Annotated in this window: 19 protein-coding genes; 11 read left to right on the top strand and 8 right to left on the bottom strand. The window is 39.1% G+C overall.

All coding sequences use genetic code 11. The features are described 5' to 3' along the window. The 4 genes from CD001_RS10385 to CD001_RS10400 all read left to right on the top strand — a co-directional run bounded on the left by CD001_RS10385 (position 1) and on the right by CD001_RS10400 (position 3,417). Positions 1 to 744 carry an ABC transporter permease gene (locus CD001_RS10385; protein WP_096190556.1) on the top strand — a complete coding sequence of 248 codons (744 nt, stop codon included), beginning with the start codon at positions 1 to 3 and terminating at the stop codon, positions 742 to 744. Continuing rightward, positions 741 to 1,751 (top strand): ABC transporter substrate-binding protein, encoded by a 1,011-nt coding sequence (locus CD001_RS10390; RefSeq protein WP_257009774.1) that lies wholly within the window; start codon positions 741 to 743, stop codon positions 1,749 to 1,751. The genes CD001_RS10385 and CD001_RS10390 overlap by 4 nt, the downstream gene beginning before the upstream one ends. A gap of 423 nt (positions 1,752 to 2,174) precedes the next feature. Continuing rightward, positions 2,175 to 2,372, top strand: a complete 198-nt coding sequence (locus CD001_RS10395; protein ID WP_407081102.1) for a YqaE/Pmp3 family membrane protein — start codon at positions 2,175 to 2,177, stop codon at positions 2,370 to 2,372. A gap of 247 nt (positions 2,373 to 2,619) precedes the next feature. Beyond that, positions 2,620 to 3,417 carry a nitrilase-related carbon-nitrogen hydrolase gene (locus CD001_RS10400; RefSeq protein WP_257009775.1) on the top strand — a complete coding sequence of 266 codons (798 nt, stop codon included), beginning with the start codon at positions 2,620 to 2,622 and terminating at the stop codon, positions 3,415 to 3,417. Positions 3,418 to 3,516: 99 nt separating this feature from the next. Here the strand turns inward: CD001_RS10400 and CD001_RS10405 are convergent, their stop codons facing one another. Both CD001_RS10405 and htpX read right to left on the bottom strand, forming a co-directional pair. Next, on the bottom strand, positions 3,517 to 4,956 hold the full coding sequence (locus tag CD001_RS10405) for a DEAD/DEAH box helicase (protein WP_096187576.1): 1,440 nt from the start codon (positions 4,954 to 4,956) through the stop codon (positions 3,517 to 3,519). Between the two features lie 307 nt (positions 4,957 to 5,263). Continuing rightward, positions 5,264 to 6,178, bottom strand: a complete 915-nt coding sequence (gene htpX, locus CD001_RS10410) for a protease HtpX (protein WP_096187578.1) — start codon at positions 6,176 to 6,178, stop codon at positions 5,264 to 5,266. Positions 6,179 to 6,279: 101 nt separating this feature from the next. Between htpX and CD001_RS10415 the strand changes: the two genes are divergently transcribed. Then, entirely contained in the window at positions 6,280 to 7,263 is a 984-nt protein-coding gene (locus tag CD001_RS10415) for a TRM11 family SAM-dependent methyltransferase (RefSeq protein WP_257009776.1), read from the top strand. A 129-nt stretch (positions 7,264 to 7,392) separates the two neighbouring features. On the opposite strand, the gene CD001_RS10420 is transcribed toward CD001_RS10415, so the two are convergent. Together CD001_RS10420 and CD001_RS10425 are read right to left on the bottom strand one after the other, a co-directional pair. Continuing rightward, complete coding sequence (locus tag CD001_RS10420; protein WP_096187580.1) at positions 7,393 to 8,988, bottom strand: IS1182 family transposase; 1,596 nt, start codon at positions 8,986 to 8,988, stop codon at positions 7,393 to 7,395. A gap of 495 nt (positions 8,989 to 9,483) precedes the next feature. Then, positions 9,484 to 10,764 (bottom strand): IS110 family RNA-guided transposase, encoded by a 1,281-nt coding sequence (locus tag CD001_RS10425; RefSeq protein ID WP_096187582.1) that lies wholly within the window; start codon positions 10,762 to 10,764, stop codon positions 9,484 to 9,486. A gap of 507 nt (positions 10,765 to 11,271) precedes the next feature. Here CD001_RS10425 and CD001_RS10430 point away from each other — a divergent pair. The 3 genes from CD001_RS10430 (at position 11,272) to CD001_RS10440 (ending at position 13,708) form a co-directional block, all read left to right on the top strand. Beyond that, complete coding sequence (locus CD001_RS10430; protein WP_257009777.1) at positions 11,272 to 12,075, top strand: transporter substrate-binding domain-containing protein; 804 nt, start codon at positions 11,272 to 11,274, stop codon at positions 12,073 to 12,075. Between the two features lie 239 nt (positions 12,076 to 12,314). Further along, the gene (locus tag CD001_RS10435; protein WP_096187584.1) at positions 12,315 to 12,986 is read left to right on the top strand and encodes an amino acid ABC transporter permease; all 672 of its coding nucleotides are present in this window, start codon (positions 12,315 to 12,317) and stop codon (positions 12,984 to 12,986) included. Beyond that, positions 12,986 to 13,708 carry an amino acid ABC transporter ATP-binding protein gene (locus CD001_RS10440; RefSeq protein WP_096187586.1) on the top strand — a complete coding sequence of 241 codons (723 nt, stop codon included), beginning with the start codon at positions 12,986 to 12,988 and terminating at the stop codon, positions 13,706 to 13,708. The genes CD001_RS10435 and CD001_RS10440 overlap by 1 nt, the downstream gene beginning before the upstream one ends. Positions 13,709 to 13,775: 67 nt before the next feature. Here CD001_RS10440 and CD001_RS10445 read toward each other — a convergent pair whose 3' ends face one another. Then, positions 13,776 to 14,228: a GNAT family N-acetyltransferase gene (locus CD001_RS10445; RefSeq protein ID WP_096187587.1), complete on the bottom strand. Its 453-nt coding sequence runs from the start codon at positions 14,226 to 14,228 to the stop codon at positions 13,776 to 13,778. Between the two features lie 177 nt (positions 14,229 to 14,405). Here CD001_RS10445 and CD001_RS10450 point away from each other — a divergent pair, with 177 nt between their 5' ends. Next, positions 14,406 to 14,933 (top strand): YusW family protein, encoded by a 528-nt coding sequence (locus CD001_RS10450; RefSeq protein ID WP_096187590.1) that lies wholly within the window; start codon positions 14,406 to 14,408, stop codon positions 14,931 to 14,933. A 471-nt stretch (positions 14,934 to 15,404) separates the two neighbouring features. Further along, the gene (locus tag CD001_RS10455; protein ID WP_096187591.1) at positions 15,405 to 17,243 is read left to right on the top strand and encodes a UbiD family decarboxylase; all 1,839 of its coding nucleotides are present in this window, start codon (positions 15,405 to 15,407) and stop codon (positions 17,241 to 17,243) included. 67 nt (positions 17,244 to 17,310) lie between these two features. Here CD001_RS10455 and CD001_RS10460 read toward each other — a convergent pair whose 3' ends face one another. The 3 genes from CD001_RS10460 to CD001_RS10470 all read right to left on the bottom strand — a co-directional run bounded on the left by CD001_RS10460 (position 17,311) and on the right by CD001_RS10470 (position 19,280). After that, a complete protein-coding gene (locus tag CD001_RS10460; protein WP_096187593.1) occupies positions 17,311 to 17,520 on the bottom strand; it encodes a hypothetical protein in 210 nt (69 codons plus the stop codon). Beyond that, positions 17,496 to 18,878, bottom strand: coding sequence for a hypothetical protein (locus CD001_RS10465; protein ID WP_096187595.1), 1,383 nt, complete (start codon positions 18,876 to 18,878; stop codon positions 17,496 to 17,498). Before CD001_RS10465 ends, CD001_RS10460 begins: the two co-directional genes overlap by 25 nt. Positions 18,879 to 19,001: 123 nt before the next feature. After that, positions 19,002 to 19,280 carry a hypothetical protein gene (locus CD001_RS10470; protein ID WP_096187597.1) on the bottom strand — a complete coding sequence of 93 codons (279 nt, stop codon included), beginning with the start codon at positions 19,278 to 19,280 and terminating at the stop codon, positions 19,002 to 19,004. A gap of 354 nt (positions 19,281 to 19,634) precedes the next feature. Here CD001_RS10470 and CD001_RS10475 point away from each other — a divergent pair, with 354 nt between their 5' ends. Then, the gene (locus CD001_RS10475; RefSeq protein WP_096187599.1) at positions 19,635 to 20,903 is read left to right on the top strand and encodes an ATP-binding protein; all 1,269 of its coding nucleotides are present in this window, start codon (positions 19,635 to 19,637) and stop codon (positions 20,901 to 20,903) included. Positions 20,904 to 20,919: the final 16 nt, after the last annotated feature.

Genomic DNA, 20,919 nt, shown 5'->3' on the forward strand with positions numbered 1-20,919 from the left:
GTGAAGGAATATAGTATTTCATTTATGCTCGTTTTCTTCATTTTTTTCATTTGGGAGCTAGGCGCAAGGGTACTAGATATGGCTTATATATTACCAGCACCTACTCAAATCGTGATGAAGCTTTGGGAATTAAGAGAGCCTTTATTTTTCATGCATTTGCCAGCAACGGTCACCATTATTTTAGTCGGACTTTCGTTATCGATTGTTTTTGGTGTCGGCTTAGCTATATGGATGAACGTTAGTAAAGCAGCTGAGAAAGCGTTCTATCCAATTATTATTTCATCACAAACGATTCCGGTTATTGCTTTAGCACCAATTTTCGTTTTATGGTTCGGCTATTCACTTTGGAGTAAAGTGATCGTGACCGTTCTCATAACATTTTTTCCGATTACCGTAAATACTTTTGACGGGCTTCGCTCCAGCAGTAAGGAGTTAAAAGATCTGCTTTTAACGATGGGAGCAAACAAAAAGGATATATTCTTAAAACTATATATTCCGTCGGCACTGCCACATTTTTATTCAGGGTTAAAAGTTGCTGTCACTCTTAGTGTGATTGGTGCGGCAATTGGGGAATGGTTAGGTGCTCAAGCAGGACTAGGATATTTTAGCCGAAGGATGATGACTCAATTTGACGGTGCAGGCGTATTTGCACCAATTGTTTTACTATCTGCCATTGGGATTGGCTTATTTTTATTTGTCGTACTACTAGAAAAAATCACATTAAAATGGAGGAAAACAGGGTGAAGAAATGGTTATTACGTAGTTTTATAGGATTTGTGGTCGTACTTGCCACTGCATGTGGTGATGAGTCTGGAGAGAGCGAAAGCGCAGTAGAGGGAGGAGAATTAACAGAAGTTGATATTATGCTAGATTGGTATCCGAATGCTGTACATAGTTTTTTATATGTTGCAATTGAAAATGGCTACTTTGAAGAAGAAGGTGTTGAGGTGAACATTCAGTTTCCTGCCAATCCGACTGATCCGATTAACTTAGCTGCAGCGGGACAAGTGACTCTCGGGATTTCGTATCAGCCTGATGTTGTTATGGCAAGAGCGAATCAAGATGTACCGGTCAAATCGGTTGGGGCGATTGTTCGTTCCCCGTTAAATCACGTCGTCTATTTAGAGGATGAATTGATTGAATCACCGAAGGATCTTGCCGATATGCAAGTCGGTTATCCGGGGATTCCGTTAAATGAGTCGCTTTTAAAAACAATGGTTCAAAATGACGGTGGGAATGTTGAGGAGCTGCAGATGATCGATGTTGGGTTTGAATTAGGTTCATCGATTGTGAGTGGAAATGTAGATGCTGTCATTGGTGCATATATTAACCATGAAGTCCCGGTTTTACGAAACCAAGGTCATGAACCGAGCTATTTTAATCCAGTTGACTATGGTGTGCCTAGTTATTATGAGTTAGTCGCGGTTACAAATGATCAGACGTGGGAAGAACAGCAAGGTGTCATTGAAGCGTTTTGGCGTGGAGCAACGAAAGGATATGAGTTTATGAATGACAATCCTGAAGAAGCTCTCGACATTTTATTGAGCAATCAAGATGAAGCGAACTTTCCATTAATCGAAGAAGTTGAACAAGAAAGCCTTGATGTTCTGCTGCCAAAAATGAAGTCAGATGATGGGTTCGGCAGCCAGGAAGAAGCATCATGGCAAGAGACGATCGATTGGATGAAGGAATATGAGTTAATCGAAGAGGAACCATCAGTAGACGATATTTTCGTAGATATTGTTAACTAGCTTAACAGACAGGGTGATATCCCTGTTTGTTTTTTTTGAAGGGAAAGAATGTTTATAATTACAATCCCACAATAGGTGTCTATCCTCAAAGAAGATGAAGAGACAATAGAAAGCGTCAAATTCTCCTTAAAAATGAGGCGAATAGATCAAAGCGACGAAGTTTATGAGTAATGGAGCGTATATTGTTAATAAGTGAGCATAAGGAATGCATTTACTAAAATCCGAATCACACACAGGAAAAGTGTTTTTCCAAGGGATGGAGAAACGAGTCAATGCAGAGGCACTCGGGCTTTTTTAACATCTTCTTATAGGTTAGGTGAAACGCTTATTATGTCAAAAATAGACGGAAATCGGTCATCATTAGCTTGAAATTACACCCATAAGATAGGTAGTAGTGGCAAAAATTGAGGGGGAGTGATGAAGGTGAGATTTTGGGCAATTTTTTGTCCGCCGGTAGCTGTATTAATGGCGGGCAAACCGTTTCAAGCCATTATTGCGTTCATTTTATGGTTATGTTTATGGGTTCCTGGAAGCATTTACGCATGGGGCATTGTCAGTGATTACAAGGATGATCAACGAATGAAAAAACACGTTCAGTTACAACAAAAATACGGTAAATAGGGGCTGGGACAAAAACCAGCTCATAAGAGTGGCACTCACCGTGACACCTAAGTAAAGGTGTCTTTTCTTTTTTGGATATGTATAAGGGAGGAAAGTGAAAAGAACATTATTATATAGGAGTAAATCTTTGTTTTTTACGTGAAGATAAGCAGTGAATATGAATGAACGCTTATTTTTTACGAATTTGTATTGCCAAACTCATCCTTTCTCCGTATAAATAAAGTAAACTTTTGTTTTTTGGGGAGGGGTGAGTGGGATAGTCAGTGTTGCTGCAGTACAGATGCATTCAGCAATAGGTGAAGTTATCACAAATCGTCAGCAAGCTGTCGAATTCGTACGGGAAGCAGCTGCGAATGGCGCTAAACTGATTAGTTTACCTGAGTTGTGGGTGACTGGCTATGGGTTGGAAACGGGGGAGTTTCATAGATTAAGTGAGCCAGCAGACGGTGAAACTGTGTCGTTGTTTAAGCAACTGGCGAATGAACTGAAAGTTGTATTGATCATTCCATTTCCGGAGAAAGCGACGAAGCTTGGAATTGAGAATATGTTCATTTCAGCTGCGATTATTGATGCGGATGGAACCGTAGTGGGGATCTATCGGAAGTCGATGCTTTGGGGAGAGGAGAGCAGGACATTTGTACGAGGGGAAAAGCGGTATCACGTTTATGAGACAGCTATAGGTCGTATCGGTGTGCTAATTTGTTACGATATTGAATTCCCAGAGCCGACAAGGTTGCTTGCTTTGCAAGGAGCTGATCTGCTTGTCGTCCCTTCTGTATGGAGTAAGGAGGCAAAGTCACGTTGGGATATTCAGCTGCCTGCCCGAGGGTTAGATAATACGATATACGTTTTAGGTACGAATGCCGTAAGCGGTGGTGCATGTGGGAAAAGCAAGTTTATCGGTCCACAAGGAACGGTGCTAAATGAAGCTTCCTCAATAGAGGAGGAGATCATTTACGGAGAGGTCGATTTACAAACACTATTAGAAACGAGGAAGACCATCCCATATTTAAAGGATTACAAGTGCCAGGCACTTGTCGAATAAAAGCTCACATAACAGCTCATGAACACCCAAAAATATCCAGGTGCCAGGCGCCTGGATATTTTTGGGTGTATTTATTGTTTTATTGTTGGGTTATTTGGGTTATGTTTTTGCTTTATGGACTTTTAGTTGTTTCCCTTTTATCGTTTTCGTTTTCATTTCTTTGAGGACGTGGGGGCCTTTCCCATTGAGAATATCAACATACGTACAATGATCCTGAATGGTTATGATGCCTATGTCTTCAGCTGTAATGTCCGGAATGTTTGTAAGTGTTCCAACGAAATCAATAGGTCGTAACTTCTTTTTCTTGCCGCCATTAAAGTATAGTTTCATAATATTTTTATTTAGTTCGGTACTTTTATCCTTTTTCTCAACTGGAATTGTTTTCATTTTCTTTTCAAAATCAGCTTTCAAATTCTGAACGACTTTTCGTGTTGGTGCTTGCTTGTTTGGAATGGAAAAACCTATATATCGTTCAATATCTTGGAGATGTCTACTATCATAACGGGTAACAAAGGAAATCGCTTTTCCTGTTTTACCTGCTCTGCCAGTACGTCCAGTTCTATGTACATAGCTTTCTTTCTCTGTAGGCAAGTCGTAATTAATGACGAGCGATATATTGTCTATGTCAATCCCTCTTGCTGCAACGTCGGTAGCGATTAAATAACGGAATTGTCCTCGTTTAAATCTATTCATTACATTGAATCTGTCTTTTTGATAGAGGCCGCCATGAATTTTTTCACAAGGGTAGTTTGCTTGTTTTAATTGACGAAACAGATTGTCTACCTTTTCTTGTGTGCTGCAAAAAATGATACAGCTATCTGGATTTTCTGCGATGGTGACATGTTTTAACAAGGAAAGCTTATCGTGTTCATCTACTTTAATTAATGTATGCTCGATTTTTTCAGTTGCTAAGCTTGATTTAGTAATTTCAATCTCAACTGGTGATTGCATGTATTTTTGACGAAGGTTATCGACATCATCTGGTATGGTTGCAGAGAAAATCGATGTGACTCTGGATTTCGGCAATTTTTTAATAATTGCTTCGACTTGATCGATGAACCCCATATTAAACATTTCGTCAGCTTCATCAATAATAAGATATTTGATCTTTTCTGTTGCTAGAGTGCCTTTTTCGATATGATCAAATACTCTTCCAGGTGTTCCGACAACGACATGCGTTTTTTGTTTTAATTCAAGCCTTTGTTTGTTAAATGGATGCTTGCCGTAAATGGCTGCAGCTTTTATTCGTTTATACCGACCAATATTGGATATGTCCTCTTTCACTTGAGTGGCCAGTTCCCTAGTTGGTGTGAGAATCAATGCCTGCGGCTTGTTTTCTTCCCAATCGATTAATTCACATATTGGGATACCGAATGAAGCGGTTTTACCGCTCCCGGTTTGAGATTTAACGACCAGATCCTGCTTTTGTAATGCTTTTGGAATGACTTTTTGCTGTACTTCTGTCGGTGTATGGAAATGTAAATCTGATAATGCCCGTTTAATATCCGCACTTAGTTCATATTGATTAAACTTATTCATCGCTCAAAACCTCACTTTGGATTCGACAAGTGCCTGGCACTTGTCGAATGTAATCATACTATAGTTTTGCTTTTTATCCTAGGAAGCATGTGGATCTCAATGTATTTCTTTGGAAGTGACAAGGCATTCGTTTAAAAAATATGATTAAAGGTCGGAAAGGTGTTAACAGGATAAGTAAAAGGATAATGGGTGGAGGGTTCTTATATGACACACGAACAGAACATGTGGAGAGAAAATGGGGTAGGTTAGGATTAAGAAAAGAAAAAACAACTGCTGGTTCCAATATAGCAGTTGTTTTTTTTGAATTTTATTGTTGTTCAAGACGTTTAATTCTCTCGTCTAACTCTGGATGTGAAGAGAATAGGTTCATGACTCCGCCTTTTCCATTGATCTTCATCGTCTGAATCGCTGAATCGTCTGTACGATCATTAGCAGTAGCACGACTAACGTGTGCTTTTAACGACCGTAGAGCATGAGCCATTTTGTCTTTACCGGCTAAGTCTGCTCCGCCGCGATCGGCATGGAATTCTCGATGGCGTGAGTATGCCATAACGACAAGACTTCCAAGGATTGAGAATAGTATTTGGAAAATAATAATAGCGGCAAAACGAACGACAAACTGTAGTTCAGAACGAACTAAACGTGACACTAGGATTGCTGCAATTCGTGAGAAGAAGACGACGAATGTGTTCACGACACCTTGTAGCAATGTCATGGTCACCATGTCTCCATTTGCAACGTGGGCAACCTCATGGGCAATAACCCCTTCTACCGCATCATCGTCCATTGTGTTTAATAGACCAGATGAAACGGCAATAAGCGAACGCTTTTTTGATGGACCCGTTGCAAATGCGTTTACTTCGTTTGAATGGTAAATTCCAACTTCTGGCATATGCATTAAACCAGCTGCGCGTGACAGGCGGTGTACCTTTTCCACGACAGCACGTTCATGTGCAGATAGCGGACCATCAGGATCAAGTACTTTTATTTTCATCATTTTTTTTGCGATCCATCTAGAGATTGCTAAAGAGATGAATGCTCCTGAAAAACCAACAAGTAAACTGAATACAGCAAGTGCTGTAAGGTCAATACCTAATCCAGGTCCTCCAGTATCAATAGTTCCGCTGACTCCAGTGTAGGTAGTGATCAAAGACCAGACAATGACAATTGTCGTCATCACAAGAATATTTGTTAAAATAAAAAACAATAACCGTTTCCCCATTATACGCCTCCATCTATTTTGAAATATATTAATATATTAACATAGGTGACAAGTGCCAGGCACTTGTCGAATGAATTTATTATAAAAGGAATGAAAAAAATTTGATTACTATTCAAAATGACAAACTGAAATCGATCTATACATTTTCATATACAGAAGAAGAGCTGGAGTTATGTAAGCTGGAAATGCGGGCATTTTTTGGGATGGATTCCATATCTGGCACGTTAGAAAGTCACATTCAAGTTGATCCGACGAGAAGTCCATTTATGAATGAACGGATTGATGTGCTCTTAGAGAGTGAATCTATATCGGAAATGGCTAAGAAAGTCAAAAATCTACCTAAAAGTGAGATGACATTTAAAGTCGTGTTCGTAAAAAATCCATCCGGAGAAAAACTGTCGTTTAAAGAAAGACAAGCTGTTGAAAAAGAAGTCGGGCTGCAAGTGCGAGGGGATATTGATTTAAATCGTCCGGAACAATTATTTGGAATAATGAAAGTCAACGGACGTTGGGTGTTTGGCCATCTCCATCAAAGCAACTCGAAATGGTTAGAACATCAAAATAAGCCTCACGAATACTCAACAGCTTTGAGCACCAAAATGGCTCGAACTGTCGTCAATATCGCAGTACCAAAACCGGAAGGAGTTAAAGCGATTGACCCTTGCTGTGGAATTGGAACCGTCCTTATCGAAGCGTGTTCGATGGGAGTGAATATTGACGGGAGTGACCTTAATATTCGCGTCGTGTACGGTTCAAGAAAGAACCTCGCACATTTTGGCTATTCAGCTGAAGTATCGTTAAAAGATATTCGGGAAGTGACAGGAGATTACGATGTTGCGATTATTGATATGCCTTACAACCTCTGTTCAGTAATCTCAGATGAAGAACGATATGAGATGTTTAAAAGTGCATGTTCTTTTGCAAATAAGGTTGTGATTGTCACCATTGATCCCGTTGATGAAATAGTTAAGAATGCAGGTTTAACAATAATTGACCGTTGCAAAGCTAGCAAAAATAAAACATTCACCCGTGAAGTACTTGTGACAAGTGCCAGTCACTTTCCGAAAAATGTCGAATTCGATTAGGTAGGTGAGGAACGAATTGAATATAAAGAAATGAGGCTGTCCCAAAAGGTCGCTGAATAGCGACCTTTAGTGGACGGTCTCTTTTCTATTTCGTTTGATTTTTTATTGTTTTAGAGGACAGGTGGCCTGTTATCCTGCCATCTGCTCTCTCTTTTTTTCTTTTTGTTCTTTGAATTTATAATGTCTTTCCCATTTTAGAAAGTTATGGGCAATACAAAGAAGACCCCATTCCAGCGTAGTTTTGGAAAGGCCTCTCAGATGAAACCGATCAAAGCCCCGGTTATATTTTATTTGTCCAAAAACAGGCTCTACGTCACACTTTCTCTGCCGATAAAGCTGACTGCCAGTTTCCGTGTTCAGTCGATCACGAACCTGTCTTCGCTGCTCCTGATTTTTCATGGAAACACTGATGGTCTTGGTGTCATTTCCTTTAGCACATACTTCCTGGAAAGGGCAGCCGTGACAATCCACGCACCGGTAAACACGCTTGATAGTTGTATAACCGTTTTCAGTTTGGCGATTTGCCTTGTACTGAAACGTGAGACGCTTATTATTGGCGCATATCCACTCATCTTCATCCTCATCATATTGGAGATTTTCCACCCGTCCAACCTGATTTTTGAACTTTTTAGTCTGTTCTTTATCAAGCGTACTGTATTTCACAAAAGCTTCCATTTGCTTCTCTTCACAAAAGGAGTAATTTTCCTCGCTACCGTATCCTGAGTCGGCTATCAGATGCTCCGGCAGTGGTCGTCCGTATTTCTCTAAAAGTTCAAAATGGGGTTTTAGGCAACCAGGATCACCGGCACGCTGATGAAGACTAAACCCGGTAATAAACTGGTTTTCGGTTCCTGTCTGAATGTTGTAACCTGGCTTGAGTTGGCCATTACGCATATGGTCGTCTTTCATTCTCATAAAGCTGGCATCCGTATCCGTTTTAGAATAGCTGTTTCGCCCCGCCAGAATCTCTTTTTGTTTTTCATATTTTTCTTTTCGCGGAAGAAGGTCCTTCTCAAGCTGGCGCTTCGCTTTTTTAACCTCACGGTTTTTTGGTTCATCAACCAGTTTCTTTTCGAGATGGTTAATAGACTCTTTGATATCCTCTGAAGTAATTGGATCAGCCTCCAGTTTCTCTTGCTCGTCCAACTCTCCTGCGTGTTCCTCGTCTTGCTTGGTCACCTTTTCAATGCCCTGCATAATGGTGTGGTACTTTTCGTTGAGCTGACTGTCGTAGCGCTCTGTGGCTTTTCGCCAGACGAACGTATATTTATTGGCATTAGCTTCTACTTTGGTGCCATCAAGGAAGTAATCTTCTAACTTTACGAGGCCGTGATTCCGAAGGAGATCAACTATGGAAAAGAAAACTTCATAAATAATATCTTTCATCTTCTCGGAGCGAAAACGGTTGATCGTGCGAAAATCAGGCTTTTGATGACGGGCAAGCCACATAAAATAGATGTTTTCATTAAGTTGTTTTGCGATTTGTCTGGAGGAATAGATTTTCTGTGTATAGGCATAAAGGATAATCTTTAACATCATTTTGGGATGGTAAGGAGGACGGCCGCCGCCATCGTAACATTGATAGAGAATAGATTCATCCAGTTCTTCGACGGCTTGATTGACAATGCGGCAAACGTGATGGACAGGAATTTCTATTTCAAGATCCATTGGTAAGTATAGCTGATCCATGTTATAATCTTGGAAAGAAATATGATTATGTTTCATAAAGAAATCGCCTCCTGGTATGGTTTTGGTGTGGTGCTTTAATTATACCAAATGGGGCGATTTCTTTATTTTTCAATTTTATTAAAAAAGCTCGAAAGAGTGGCAGGCGGCGACTCCCTCAGAAAAAGTTGTTATGAAGGGCTTTCGCCCTTGTCATGAACTTTGAAAAAAATTTTTTCTAAAGAGTCCTCCGAGACCCACAACCACATAATGTAATCAAATACACATTATGGATCATTAAGTGACGCGTTGCGTTGGCAGTTTGACAAATACTGCCAGATTAAACATGATTTGCACGAGTGATCTCTGCTTCTATCAGGTGACTTACCCTCCCATGTCTCTTGGCATCAAGTGCATACATTCCTTCGTTGGGTCTTGCCTGACGCAGAGCTCGGGCTCATACTCCAGCATGGACTGACACTCTAATGGCCGTCTTAAGTCGCCGTCTGCCGAATCTCTGTGCCTTTGTTGTTGATTTAGATGGAACGCAGGTTTTTACGCTGCTTTGTTCTGTGTACCTTGTGAAAGGTCCGCTATCATTCTGTGAGGGTCAAACATAATCTGGTTTTTACTTAGTCCGTGTAACACCTGAAGCAGTTTTCTACACAACACGACCATCGCTTCTTTTTTGGTCAGTGGATTATGCTCTCGTGAGTGATAATACGTGTACAAATCATGAAAAGCAGTGTTGTTCTGAATCAGTGGAAGGATCGCTTTGTAAAGTAAAACGCGAAGTCGTCTCCTTCCACGTTTAGATATCTTCTTCGTACCCTCATGTTTGCCTGAGCTATTGTCTCGCAATGTTAGTCCCGCTAGCTTAATGATTTGGCGTGGATGCTTGTAATTGCGAAGAGAGCCTGTCTCGGCCAATAATGCGCTTATTGTGTTTTCACTTATTCCTTGGATTGAAACAAGGAATTGGAACTCGTCTAAATCTTTGGCCCGCTCAATCATGTGAGAGGTTACCTCTTCGAGCTGTAAGTCCAATAACTCAAGTTGACTGACAAGGCCCTGTATTTCCATCCTTGCCATTTGATCACTCTGTGTCACTCCGATGGAGTGATGGGCCTTTTCAATGAGGGCCACCATCTTGGGCTTTCCAGCATACTTGGCTCCTGCTTCCTTCTGTTGTTTAATTAATTCTTCAACAGAGGCGCCTCTGATGTCTCCTGGAAGCGGAGTCAGCTTTAAGACCGTTAGAGCTTGTTGGCCATAGTGTTTAAATACTTGATTAAATTCCGGAAAATAAAGGTCCAACCATCGCTGTATTCGGTTTTTTACCATAGCAATGTCTTTACGCAATCGTTCCTGGACCGCTGATCCTTGACGTATGTGATGATCTACAGGCGTCATCTTCCTTGGTATACTAAAGTACCCATTCGGAAGGAGTTTCGCTATAATACGCGAATCTTTCGCATCATTCTTTGTTTGTAGATTATCGTCCATTTCCTTGGATTGTTTCACATGCATTGGATTAACCAAAACAAAAGGTAATCCTGAGATCTCTAAAAATGCCGCAAGGTTCATCCAGTAATGACCAGTTGCTTCAAAACCGATGAGTACATTTGTTTTTTGGTGTGTTTCCATTAGATCTTTAACAGTCTTTTCGAAATGAATGAAACCGTCTTTCGATTGGTGGACTCGCCACACCCTAGCAAGTTCACGTCCACGCAGGTCAACGGCACATGCATAGTGATTTTTTTTAGCAATATCAATACCTATGACCAAAGTGTCTTCGTTTACTTGATTAATTTTTTCATTTCGAATACGATTCATGAAGGATCCTCCTTTGTGAATGCTTATTTCTTACGGCACTTGCATCATATCGGAGGATCCTTTTTTTATCAATAGGACGTATAGTTATTTGACAGGAATGCTCCAGCGGGAAAAGCAACAGCTGAAGACCCCGCAGGGTGGTTTTCCCAAGGAGGCTGAAGTGTTGCCCGCGGAAAGCGTCCGCCTAGAGCGATTCGAGCGAACCTATTACATTTACTTCAATTAATTAGTTAAAACAAAGAGGGTGTCACCGAAAGCTAGGCTTTTGGGACACCCTCATTTTAAGGTATACGAGTCTTCTTTATGAATATAAATTTATTGACCTTCTTTCATGGATAAAGTTATGTAATTAAAACTTTATTAGAAAAGAATGAATTTTTTTGCAGGAAATCATCGTATCATGTTGAACAATATTATTATGCGAAATATTTGTTTATTTAAACTATTTGGAATCATACCAAAATTGGTGTTATTCCAAATGGCTATAAAAAAAGGGGGAAATAACAAGTGAAGAACAAATTCATATTAGGTTTCGCATCATTATTTACTGTAGCAGTCATTGCTGCATGTGGTGCCGGGGACGATGAAACAACCGGAGATGGTGGAAACGATGACGGAGATGGAGATCTCCCTGTGTATACGGTGGCAACGGACACCAACTATGTACCGTTTGAGTTCTTAAATACCGAGACTGAAGAAATGGAAGGTTTTGATATCGACCTTATTAACGAAATTGCCGAAAGAGTCGGCTTCGAAATCGACCTTGAGGTTGTTGAATTTGACGGTATTGTAACCGGAATGGGAACTGGTCGTTACGATATCGGTATTGCTGGGATGACGATTACAGACGAACGAGCTGAGAACTTTGATTTTTCCGACCCATATTATGATGCTGGTTTAATTTTAGCTGTTCGTGAAGACGAAGAAGAAATCCAATCGATCGATGATGTGGATGGACGTCCTGTAGCGACTCGAGCTTCAACGACAAGTGAAGACTATTTATTAGAAAATACAGAGGCAGAAATTAGCACATTCCCGGACATAGTCAATGCCTACCAAGATTTAATTGCAGGCCGTGTCGATGCTGTTATTTATGATGTACCAAACGTCCTTTATTACATTGAAACAGAAGCACTTGGAGAAATGAAAACAGCCGGTGAATTATTAACTGGTGAGAAATATGGGATTGCTTTCCCACAAGACTCAGAGCTTACTGAACAAGTAAATGAAGCGTTAGCTGAAATGAGAGACGATGGCACATACGGTGACATTTATGAAGAATGGTTTGGTCAGCGTCCTGATGATGAATAAGTTAGACTAAATGAATAGAAACGCTAATCTAAATGCGCGACGAGTGGTTAGCTTGTTGCGCTTTAGATATTTATACTACAAGAATTTATAAAAACAATGGTGATAGTATTGACGTCAATTAACAATTTCACCATTAAAAGTTGCACAAAGCATAAGAGTTTTTAGGAAAGTACAATTCTCTTGCTGAGAACCGATAAGCTTAGTTTTGTTTATATGAAAAAAGGAGGTCATTACTTGACATGTTTGATGGCTTAATAGAGTTGGCACAGAGTCCTCATTGGAAAGGGACGCTGCCATTTATTGCAAAAGGTTTGCAATTAACGCTTTATATTACGTTTGTCGGAGTTTTTATCGGGTTTATCATTGGTAGTTTTACTGGACTTGCCCGTTTATCGAAAAATAAAATTATTTATGGTAGTGCGACCGTATATATTGAGTTAGTTAGAGGTACGCCGATTCTAGTACAAGCATTGTTCTTATATTTTGCTGTTGCAGACGCATTTGGCATTAACTTAGATGCCGTTACGGCAGGGGTCATCGCTATTGCCATTAACGCTGGAGCATACATTGCTGAAATCGTTCGCGGCGGGGTTGAGTCGATCGACAAAGGACAAATGGAAGCAGGGCGGTCCATTGGTTTAAGTTCCGCACAAACGATGAGATATATAATCTGGCCACAGGCGTTTAAACGGATGATTCCACCATTAGGAAACCAATTTATAATTAGTTTGAAAGATACGTCGATTTTTGCGATAATTTCTATCGGCGAGGTCACGTATTTAATGAGACAATATGTAAGTACAACAGCTCAAACATTTGAACCTTATGTCATGCTTTGTTTAGCTTACTTAATCATTACGATCCCGGCCATGTTAATTTTGAGAAAGATTGAACGGAGGTTAGATGTGTAATGATCAAAGTAACCGATTTACATAAATCTTTTGGCGACTTAAAGGTGCTGAAAGGAATCAATGCAGAAGTAAAAGAACAAGAGGTCGTTTGTGTGATCGGCCCTTCTGGTTCCGGGAAAAGTACATTTTTACGCTGCTTAAATTTGTTAGAAGAAGTGACATCTGGTGATGTAGTCATTGATGGTGAAAACTTAACGGATCCAAAAATTGATATTAACAAGCTTCGTTCACAAGTTGGTATGGTGTTCCAGCATTTTAACCTGTTTCCGCACATGACTGTGTTGGAAAATGTTACTCTCGGACCGAAAAAAGTGAAAGGGATCGAGAAAAACGAAGCAGAAGAACTCGCGTTACCTTTACTTGAAAAGGTCGGTTTGTCTGATAAAGCAAATGCATATCCACAAAGTTTATCTGGTGGACAAAAACAGCGTGTTGCAATTGCAAGAGCTTTAGCAATGAATCCGAAAGTGATGTTGTTTGATGAGCCAACTTCGGCCTTAGATCCTGAATTAGTCGGCGATGTGTTAGGAGCGATGAAGGATTTAGCAAAAGAAGGGATGACAATGGTTGTCGTTACTCATGAAATGGGCTTTGCACGTGAAATGGGAGACCGAGTTATTTTCATGGATGAAGGAAAGATTATGGAAGAAGGTGACCCTAACGAAATCTTTGATAATCCGCAGCACCCAAGAACTCAAGCATTTTTGAGTAAAGTACTATAATAATAGAAGCTTAGGGAGAACAATTTTAACTTCTCCTTAAGCTTTTTTGTCATACAAACTTGTACTTTTATATAATCTTTTTAAAACATGAAATTGATAAACCTTCAGTTATGTTCATATCTTTCACCCTAGTAAAGCCATGCTTCTCATAAAATTTTATTGCAGGTTTATTTTTTTTCCCAGTTGAAACAATGATTTCTTTAGCCCCGACTTCACTTTTCTCAATAAAATGTAAAAGAGAATTGGCGATTCCTTTCCTGAAATGTTTCGGATGAACCATGAGGCGATGAATATCGATGACGCTATCGATTACGTTTATCGAAATAACACCACATAAATTTCCTTGTTCAAAATAACCGAAATACGTTTCGTTACATTGCTGGATAGAGTCGATCGTATCGAGTAGTGGCGGCAGCCTATCATATTGAATGATCTCGGCTTCAATTTTATAAGCTAGTAATTGTAAGTTTCGTATGTCTTTTACGATGTCTCGGTTTTTCAAATTCAATTTTTTTATCAATGTGTTGCCCCCAGTCGGATGAAATCCTGTACGATATCTATCTGTACTTCTAGTGTTTTATTACCATTATAATACCAATCTAACTTTAAGGACATCGCTTTTAAAAAGTTGCAAGAGATTAAAAATATTGACATCGTGGGAATACTACAATGGAATCTGAACCTAGGAGGTAATAACATGAGTAAAAAATATTGGATTCTACTTTTTGTGATCCTGTTTAGTTTCATTTCTGCATGCGGAACAGCAGAAGATCAACCACCAGAAAACGGTGGAGCCGATATTGATGACAACATCGAGGATGATCTTGACGATGATCACCCTGATGACGACCCGGAAAACGGTGATGTCGATACCGGTGATCAAGAGGATGACCTGGATCAAACGATGAATATTACTGATTTTGAGCTTGAAATCGAAGTTACTGGTGAAGGAGACCTTATTGATATTGAGTACGAAGATGAGCATAACGGTTTTGAGGCAAAATACATTGTAAGAGATGAATCTTTACGCGGTGACGAAGCGAGGGACGAAATTTTCAGCTTGTTTGAAGAGTTGGATTTAACCCCTGAGTTGAGTGATGATGATGTAATTGATCGAATCCTCCAATATTTTGATTTAGAACGTGCCGATATTACAGACTTTGAATTAGAGGTTGAATTTGACGGGCAAGATCGCATTGATATTGATAGAGACAGCTTAAATTAAATGGAAGGGCTTTCCACACAAACTGTGGGGAGTCCTTCTTATTACATTCTTTGTAAACCACAGGCTCTGCCGTGTGAATTTAAACCTTTAAGGATTGTAATCGTGAGATATCCTTAAAAGTAACGAAATAGATGGAAGGTATTCTGTACTTCTTCCTCTGCAAGTAAATCGAAGAAGTGAATGCGTCGAAGCAGCTCGTAGAGAAATAGCGAAGAAACACTTGTTGTTCAAAGGGACTCTGGTAGTAAAGTGCCCTTATATTGCGAATTAAAACCACGTTTTACGACCGGATATTTATTGAAGGAACATTGAGTTTGTTATAAATAGCGTTATTAACAATTTCGTGACAGTAGGCCGTACTAATCACGTTCTCAAACAGACTTATGCTAAAATATATAGAAGAGGTTATCGAAGAAAATGCGGAGGTCGGATCCGCTTACGTTGAAACTAGATAATGGGAGATAGAGAATCATGTATCAAAACTTAGAACAATGTATTCAAGATTTGGAGAAAAATGGCCACTTAATTCGCATTAGTGAAGAAGTAGATCCATACCTTGAAATGGCTGCTATACATATGAAAGTATTTCAAGCTGGTGGTCCAGCATTACTATTTGAAAATGTAAAAGGGTCAAGCTACCCAGCTATATCGAATTTATTCGGTACGGTGGAGAGAAGTAAATTTATTTTTCGGAAAACGTGGGGGTCAACTGAGAATGTTATTGGACTCCGTAATGACCCGATGAAGGCACTGAAAAATCCGTTTAAACATATCGGAGCAGGCTTAACGGCGACAAAAGCGCTGCCAATGAAAAAATCCAAAGGGATTCCGAGCAGTTTTAAAGAGATAAACATCTCTGATGTACCACTTATTCACCATTGGCCCGATGATGGAGGGGCGTTCGTAACGTTGCCGCAAGTTTACTCTGAGGATCCAGAAAAGCCAGGGATTATGAATGCGAATTTAGGAATGTATCGAGTTCAATTAACAGGGAATGACTATGAGGTCGATAAAGAGGTTGGATTGCACTACCAAATTCATCGTGGCATTGGTATTCACCAGCATAAAGCGACGAAACGTGGGGAGCCGTTAAAGGTAAGTATTTTTATCGGGGGACCGCCTGCTCACACATTATCTGCTGTCATGCCGCTTCCTGACGGATTGAGTGAAATGACCTTTGCCGGTATGCTTGCGGGAAGGCGGTTCAGGTACAGCTATGATGAAAACGGCTATTGCATAAGTCATGATGCTGACTTTGTCATTACAGGAGAAATACATCCCGGTGAGACAAAACCTGAAGGCCCGTTTGGTGATCATTTAGGTTATTACAGTTTGACACATGAATTCCCGTTAATGAAAGTAGACAAAGTGTATGCGAAAGAAAATGCCATTTGGCCATTTACTGTAGTCGGCCGGCCACCACAAGAAGATACAGCTTTTGGAGATTTAATCCATGAGTTAACTGGCGACGCTGTCAAACTCGAAGTTCCAGGTGTAAAAGAGGTACATGCGGTTGATGCAGCTGGTGTCCATCCTTTGTTATTTGCGATTGGGAGTGAACGATACACACCTTATGAAGAGGTGAAACGCCCAGCCGAATTATTGACAATTGCGAATCGGATTTTAGGAACAGGTCAGCTCAGTCTTGCCAAATATCTTTTTATTACTGCAGAACAAGAACATGAACTAGATACTCATAAAGAGGAAGAATTTATCGGGCATATTTTAGAACGGATCGACCTTCGCCGGGATATTCACTTTCAGACGAATACAACGATTGATACGCTCGATTATTCTGGGACAGGCTTAAATACAGGTAGTAAAGTTGTCGTCGCAGCATACGGTGATAAAAAGCGAGAACTATGTACGAGTATCCCTGAGCAAGTGATGGCTTTGGATACGTTTGAACGACCACAGCTCGTCATGCCTGGAGTGATTGCACTGAAAGGACCTGCTTTTGTATCTTACGAACAGGCACAAAAGGAGATGGAGGATCTTACTGCTGCGTTAGTAGAAAAAGGAGAACTGCCATCCTGTCCATTGATCATTGTATGTGACGATAGCAACTTTATGAGTGAATCAACTAGTAATTTCCTTTGGGCAACTTTCACTCGCAGTAACCCATCACATGACATGTACGGGACAAACAGTGGATATGAGAACAAGCACTGGTCATGCGACAACATGGTCATTGATGCGCGGATTAAACCGCACCATGCACCTCCGTTAATAGCAGACCCATCTGTGGAGAAAAACATTGAACGTTTCTTTGCGGATGGTGCAAGCTTAAGCAAAATGAAAATTGATTGATAATAGAGAAACGACCTTCTTCATTTCTTATGAGGGAGGTCGTTTATAATGGCTTTGTGATATTAACTCAAACGTGATTTTGTTTTGAAAAAATAGCAGCTAACCCTTGAGATAATTGCTCTTCAAAGGCTTGAAAATGAAAGCTCTTACCACAAATGTGCTCTACTCGTTCCTGCCACGTATATTCCTCTGATGGGATCATAAATTTATTGATGATTTCCTTAAACGGATCAAGCTGGTTATATAATCCTTTTATTTGATAGTGGTCGCACAACATGTCACGAATACCACGGAAGCATAAATGTAACTATGTACATAAACGGGAAAACTAATAAAAACAGCTTGTGTAGCTGGGTGTTGACTAGTACCTTCGATTGCAAAGACGTCTTTAAAGCAGGAGTTTGCCGTTTTTAAAAAGTCGCCATCCGGATTTTTATAAAGCTCGTACTCTACTAAACTTAAATAATAAAAGTACATGGAAGTCATTAATTCTGAGAAGTGTTTTGCTTCTATGACAGAATCAGTATGTTTATCGTCAAGTTGTAAATAGTCAGTCAGCCATTCTTTATCGAATGGGATTGTCATGAATAATTCTGCCATTGCTTCGTGGCTAATTGTACTTTGAAAATGCTTGAACTCAAATATGCTCGGGTTTGCATAATGAAAATACAGTGCGTGCCCGGTTTCATGAAAGCCTGTTGCAAAGCTCGAATGTGAGTCAATTTTATTAATAAGCACTTTAATATTTTCAGAGTCAATATAATTACACATCCCTTGATAAGGAATGTTTAACACACGGATGTCTATCGGAGTGTCTCCTCGCTTTATCCCATATACCGAAAGACTATGATAGATAGCTTGTTCGACTTTTTCATGTGAAAAAATGGATTGGTCAATGTCTCCATAATTTGTTGCTGAGTATAACAGGTCCGTGAATGAAAGGGACGAATGATCTATAAGTTCCTTCGCCATTCTAATCCATTGTTTATATGTATCATTATTAGGATCAAACATTTTCGAGCATTCTGTTCTATATTGCTGGAAATTTAACTTTTCTACACCAAACTTATATTCGTGATAATGACGATATCCACGTTCCCTCGCTTTTTCGTTGCGTTTTTTTAATAGCAATCGAAAATCTTCTTCAAGTTCAGCGCTCTGTTCATTCACTGCGTTCATTAATTTCTCCCGGAGATGTTTGTTAGGATTGCTAACTAAAACTGACTGAACGTCGCCAATATTATATGATGTTCCGCCTACTACATATTGCTGGCTATATAGCTTGTTTTCTAATTGACTTTTTAGTGATAATATATCTGGATCCGCTTCAATTTCTTGTGATTCTATTTCATTAAGCATTAATGTTAACCTTTTTTTCCAAAGCGGATCTGTCATCTGATCAGCATGCTGCTGCACCAATTTTTTAAAAGAAGTGTCGGTTAAAATTTTCTGCTTCTTCTCTTTTAAAGTATGAAGGTCATCAGAAGCTTTGCCTGTCGTATATAATTCCTGTTCAAGCTTACTGATTTCTGATGAAAGTAATGAAAGTTTTCGTAATTCTTTTTCATAAGCGTTTTTCCATTCATGTACATTCGAGATATTTTCGAGCATTTTAATATCGGGTAAATGATTCAAATTAACACCTCACATAGAAAATATTTACATATTATTATACCATATTAGGATTGAATATTCTGAATAAAAGTCGAAAAAGGTTCCCGATTAGAAAGGAACCTCTATTCATCTTCCAGCTCATCCTTATTCAATCGGATTAAATTCCGGGAAGTCAAATACCCATTTCATCCAAAATGATTGCAGAAGACTTTGTAAGCGCTCGTAATTCTCAAGTTCTCGATTAAATGAAGCTTTTTTGGATGAGCTTATTTCATCACTTCGTTCTACTTCTTCTTGTAATGCTTCGATTTTGATGCTTTTCGCTTCAATGCTTCGATAAGTGTGATAGGAGAGAATACTGTAAAGAGCTGCTATTAGCACTGTAAAAAGAATAAGCGGGCCTTTTAACTGTTTCCACCACATGAATGTCACCTCCAAACAGAATCGTTTTTCTACCTTTTATGTGAAAAGTTAAGAAAATGAATTGGAATCGTAATGTTGAGTAGGATTGACCGATGAAGAAGGCTTGTTTATTTTGAGAGCGGGGAAGTTGAAAAAATATCGTTCAATAATAAAATATGACAATGACCAAGTTTTTGACACACTGTCTTTCTGTTTGTACAAAACGACTTAGATTCGACATTAATTTTAATCATCTAATGTCTACTTTTTCTATCGACTTTTACATATTTAAAGAAGCTTTGTTTCTCATATGTTAAAATATTAATATTCTGAATTTATAGTTTTTACTAGTTTTGCAGTATTGGGAGGTTAGAGATGTATAGCTTCAATAATTATTTGTTTGCACTTTTGCTCGTGTTAGTTCCTATTTTTGTTTACTATTCTTATTTTTTTAAAAGAGATTTTTTCAGAGGTTCACCGTTTATTCTTGGTTTAATTTGCTTTGTAACGATAATTTTATCAATGAGTTTTCCTATGGAATTAGCTAGTGGTCATATATATGATTTGCGGACGATACCGTGGCTTCTGGCTTTTCTTTATGCAGGCATTAAAATGGGAATTATTGCGACACTAGTTATCTTTACTTACAGATTAGTTATTGGTGTTGATGACGGGTTTATGATTACTATCTTCACCTACTTTATATCTGGAATCAGTGTCTTTTTTTGTTTAGAAAAATATAAAATTGCGAACGTAAAAAGGAAATTAATGATCAGTTTTTTCCTCACATTATTCAATTCATTGTTAGTTACCTCAGGGATTGTCTATTTTTATGAAAATTTTAATGCGTCGCAATTACCGAGCTTTATCGTGTATTTTATTTTCTCCCATATCGTCACAATCGTTATTGTTGTCTATATTATTGAAACGTTAATGGAAAAAGAGAAGAACCGAATGAAAATGCAGGAGGCTGAGCGAATTAAGCTAATCGGTGAAATGGCAGCGTCTGTCGCTCATGAAGTTCGTAATCCATTAACTGTTGTGAAAGGATTTATTCAAATTTTTAAAAATGAAAAAAATATTACGTCTAAGCAAATTGATTCGCTTGAATTAATGGATTCGGAATTACGAAGAGCTGAAAAAATCATTAATGATTATTTGTCATTGGCAAAAACAGACACGACAGATCTTGAGCAAGTGGATATGAAGGAAATTCTAGACAGTGTGATCGAAGTAATGGAATCGTATGCATTGTTAAACGGTGTGAGCATCGATAATAAGGTTGATCAATCATACTACATAACTGCAAATCGGAGCGAGCTTAATCAAGTTTTCTTAAATATTATTAAAAACGGAATCGAATCGATTGAAAATAAAGGAATGGTTACAATTGACTGTAAGAACATGGGGAGCAGAGTGAAAGTAACGATTACTGATACTGGAAAAGGGATGAGTGAAGAACAAATTAAACGATTAGGTTCTCCCTTTTATACGACAAAGGAAAAAGGTACAGGGTTAGGGACTTTGGTTTGTTTTAAAATAATCGAAAAGCTAAAAGGCGACATTCAAGTTAACAGCAAGTTAAATAGCGGTACAACATTCACGATAACCTTGCCTCTGAGCAAAAATCCTTACACAAAATAACATCCCTTAACAAATA

The organism is Evansella halocellulosilytica, assembly GCF_002335745.1.
Lineage (GTDB): Bacteria > Bacillota > Bacilli > Bacillales > Salisediminibacteriaceae > Bacillus_CA > Bacillus_CA halocellulosilytica.

Excerpts from the sequence above, each read along its gene's own strand:
- CD001_RS10405 (WP_096187576.1), bottom strand. The coding sequence starts at position 4,956 with ATGAATAAGTTTAATCAATATGAACTAAGTGCGGATATTAAACGGGCA.
- htpX (WP_096187578.1), bottom strand. The coding sequence starts at position 6,178 with ATGGGGAAACGGTTATTGTTTTTTATTTTAACAAATATTCTTGTGATG.
- CD001_RS10420 (WP_096187580.1), bottom strand. The coding sequence starts at position 8,988 with ATGAAACATAATCATATTTCTTTCCAAGATTATAACATGGATCAGCTA.
- CD001_RS10425 (WP_096187582.1), bottom strand. The coding sequence starts at position 10,764 with ATGAATCGTATTCGAAATGAAAAAATTAATCAAGTAAACGAAGACACT.
- CD001_RS10435 (WP_096187584.1), top strand. The coding sequence starts at position 12,315 with ATGTTTGATGGCTTAATAGAGTTGGCACAGAGTCCTCATTGGAAAGGG.
- CD001_RS10440 (WP_096187586.1), top strand. The coding sequence starts at position 12,986 with ATGATCAAAGTAACCGATTTACATAAATCTTTTGGCGACTTAAAGGTG.
- CD001_RS10450 (WP_096187590.1), top strand. The coding sequence starts at position 14,406 with ATGAGTAAAAAATATTGGATTCTACTTTTTGTGATCCTGTTTAGTTTC.
- CD001_RS10455 (WP_096187591.1), top strand. The coding sequence starts at position 15,405 with ATGTATCAAAACTTAGAACAATGTATTCAAGATTTGGAGAAAAATGGC.
- CD001_RS10460 (WP_096187593.1), bottom strand. The coding sequence starts at position 17,520 with ATGTTGTGCGACCACTATCAAATAAAAGGATTATATAACCAGCTTGAT.
- CD001_RS10470 (WP_096187597.1), bottom strand. The coding sequence starts at position 19,280 with ATGTGGTGGAAACAGTTAAAAGGCCCGCTTATTCTTTTTACAGTGCTA.
- CD001_RS10475 (WP_096187599.1), top strand. The coding sequence starts at position 19,635 with ATGTATAGCTTCAATAATTATTTGTTTGCACTTTTGCTCGTGTTAGTT.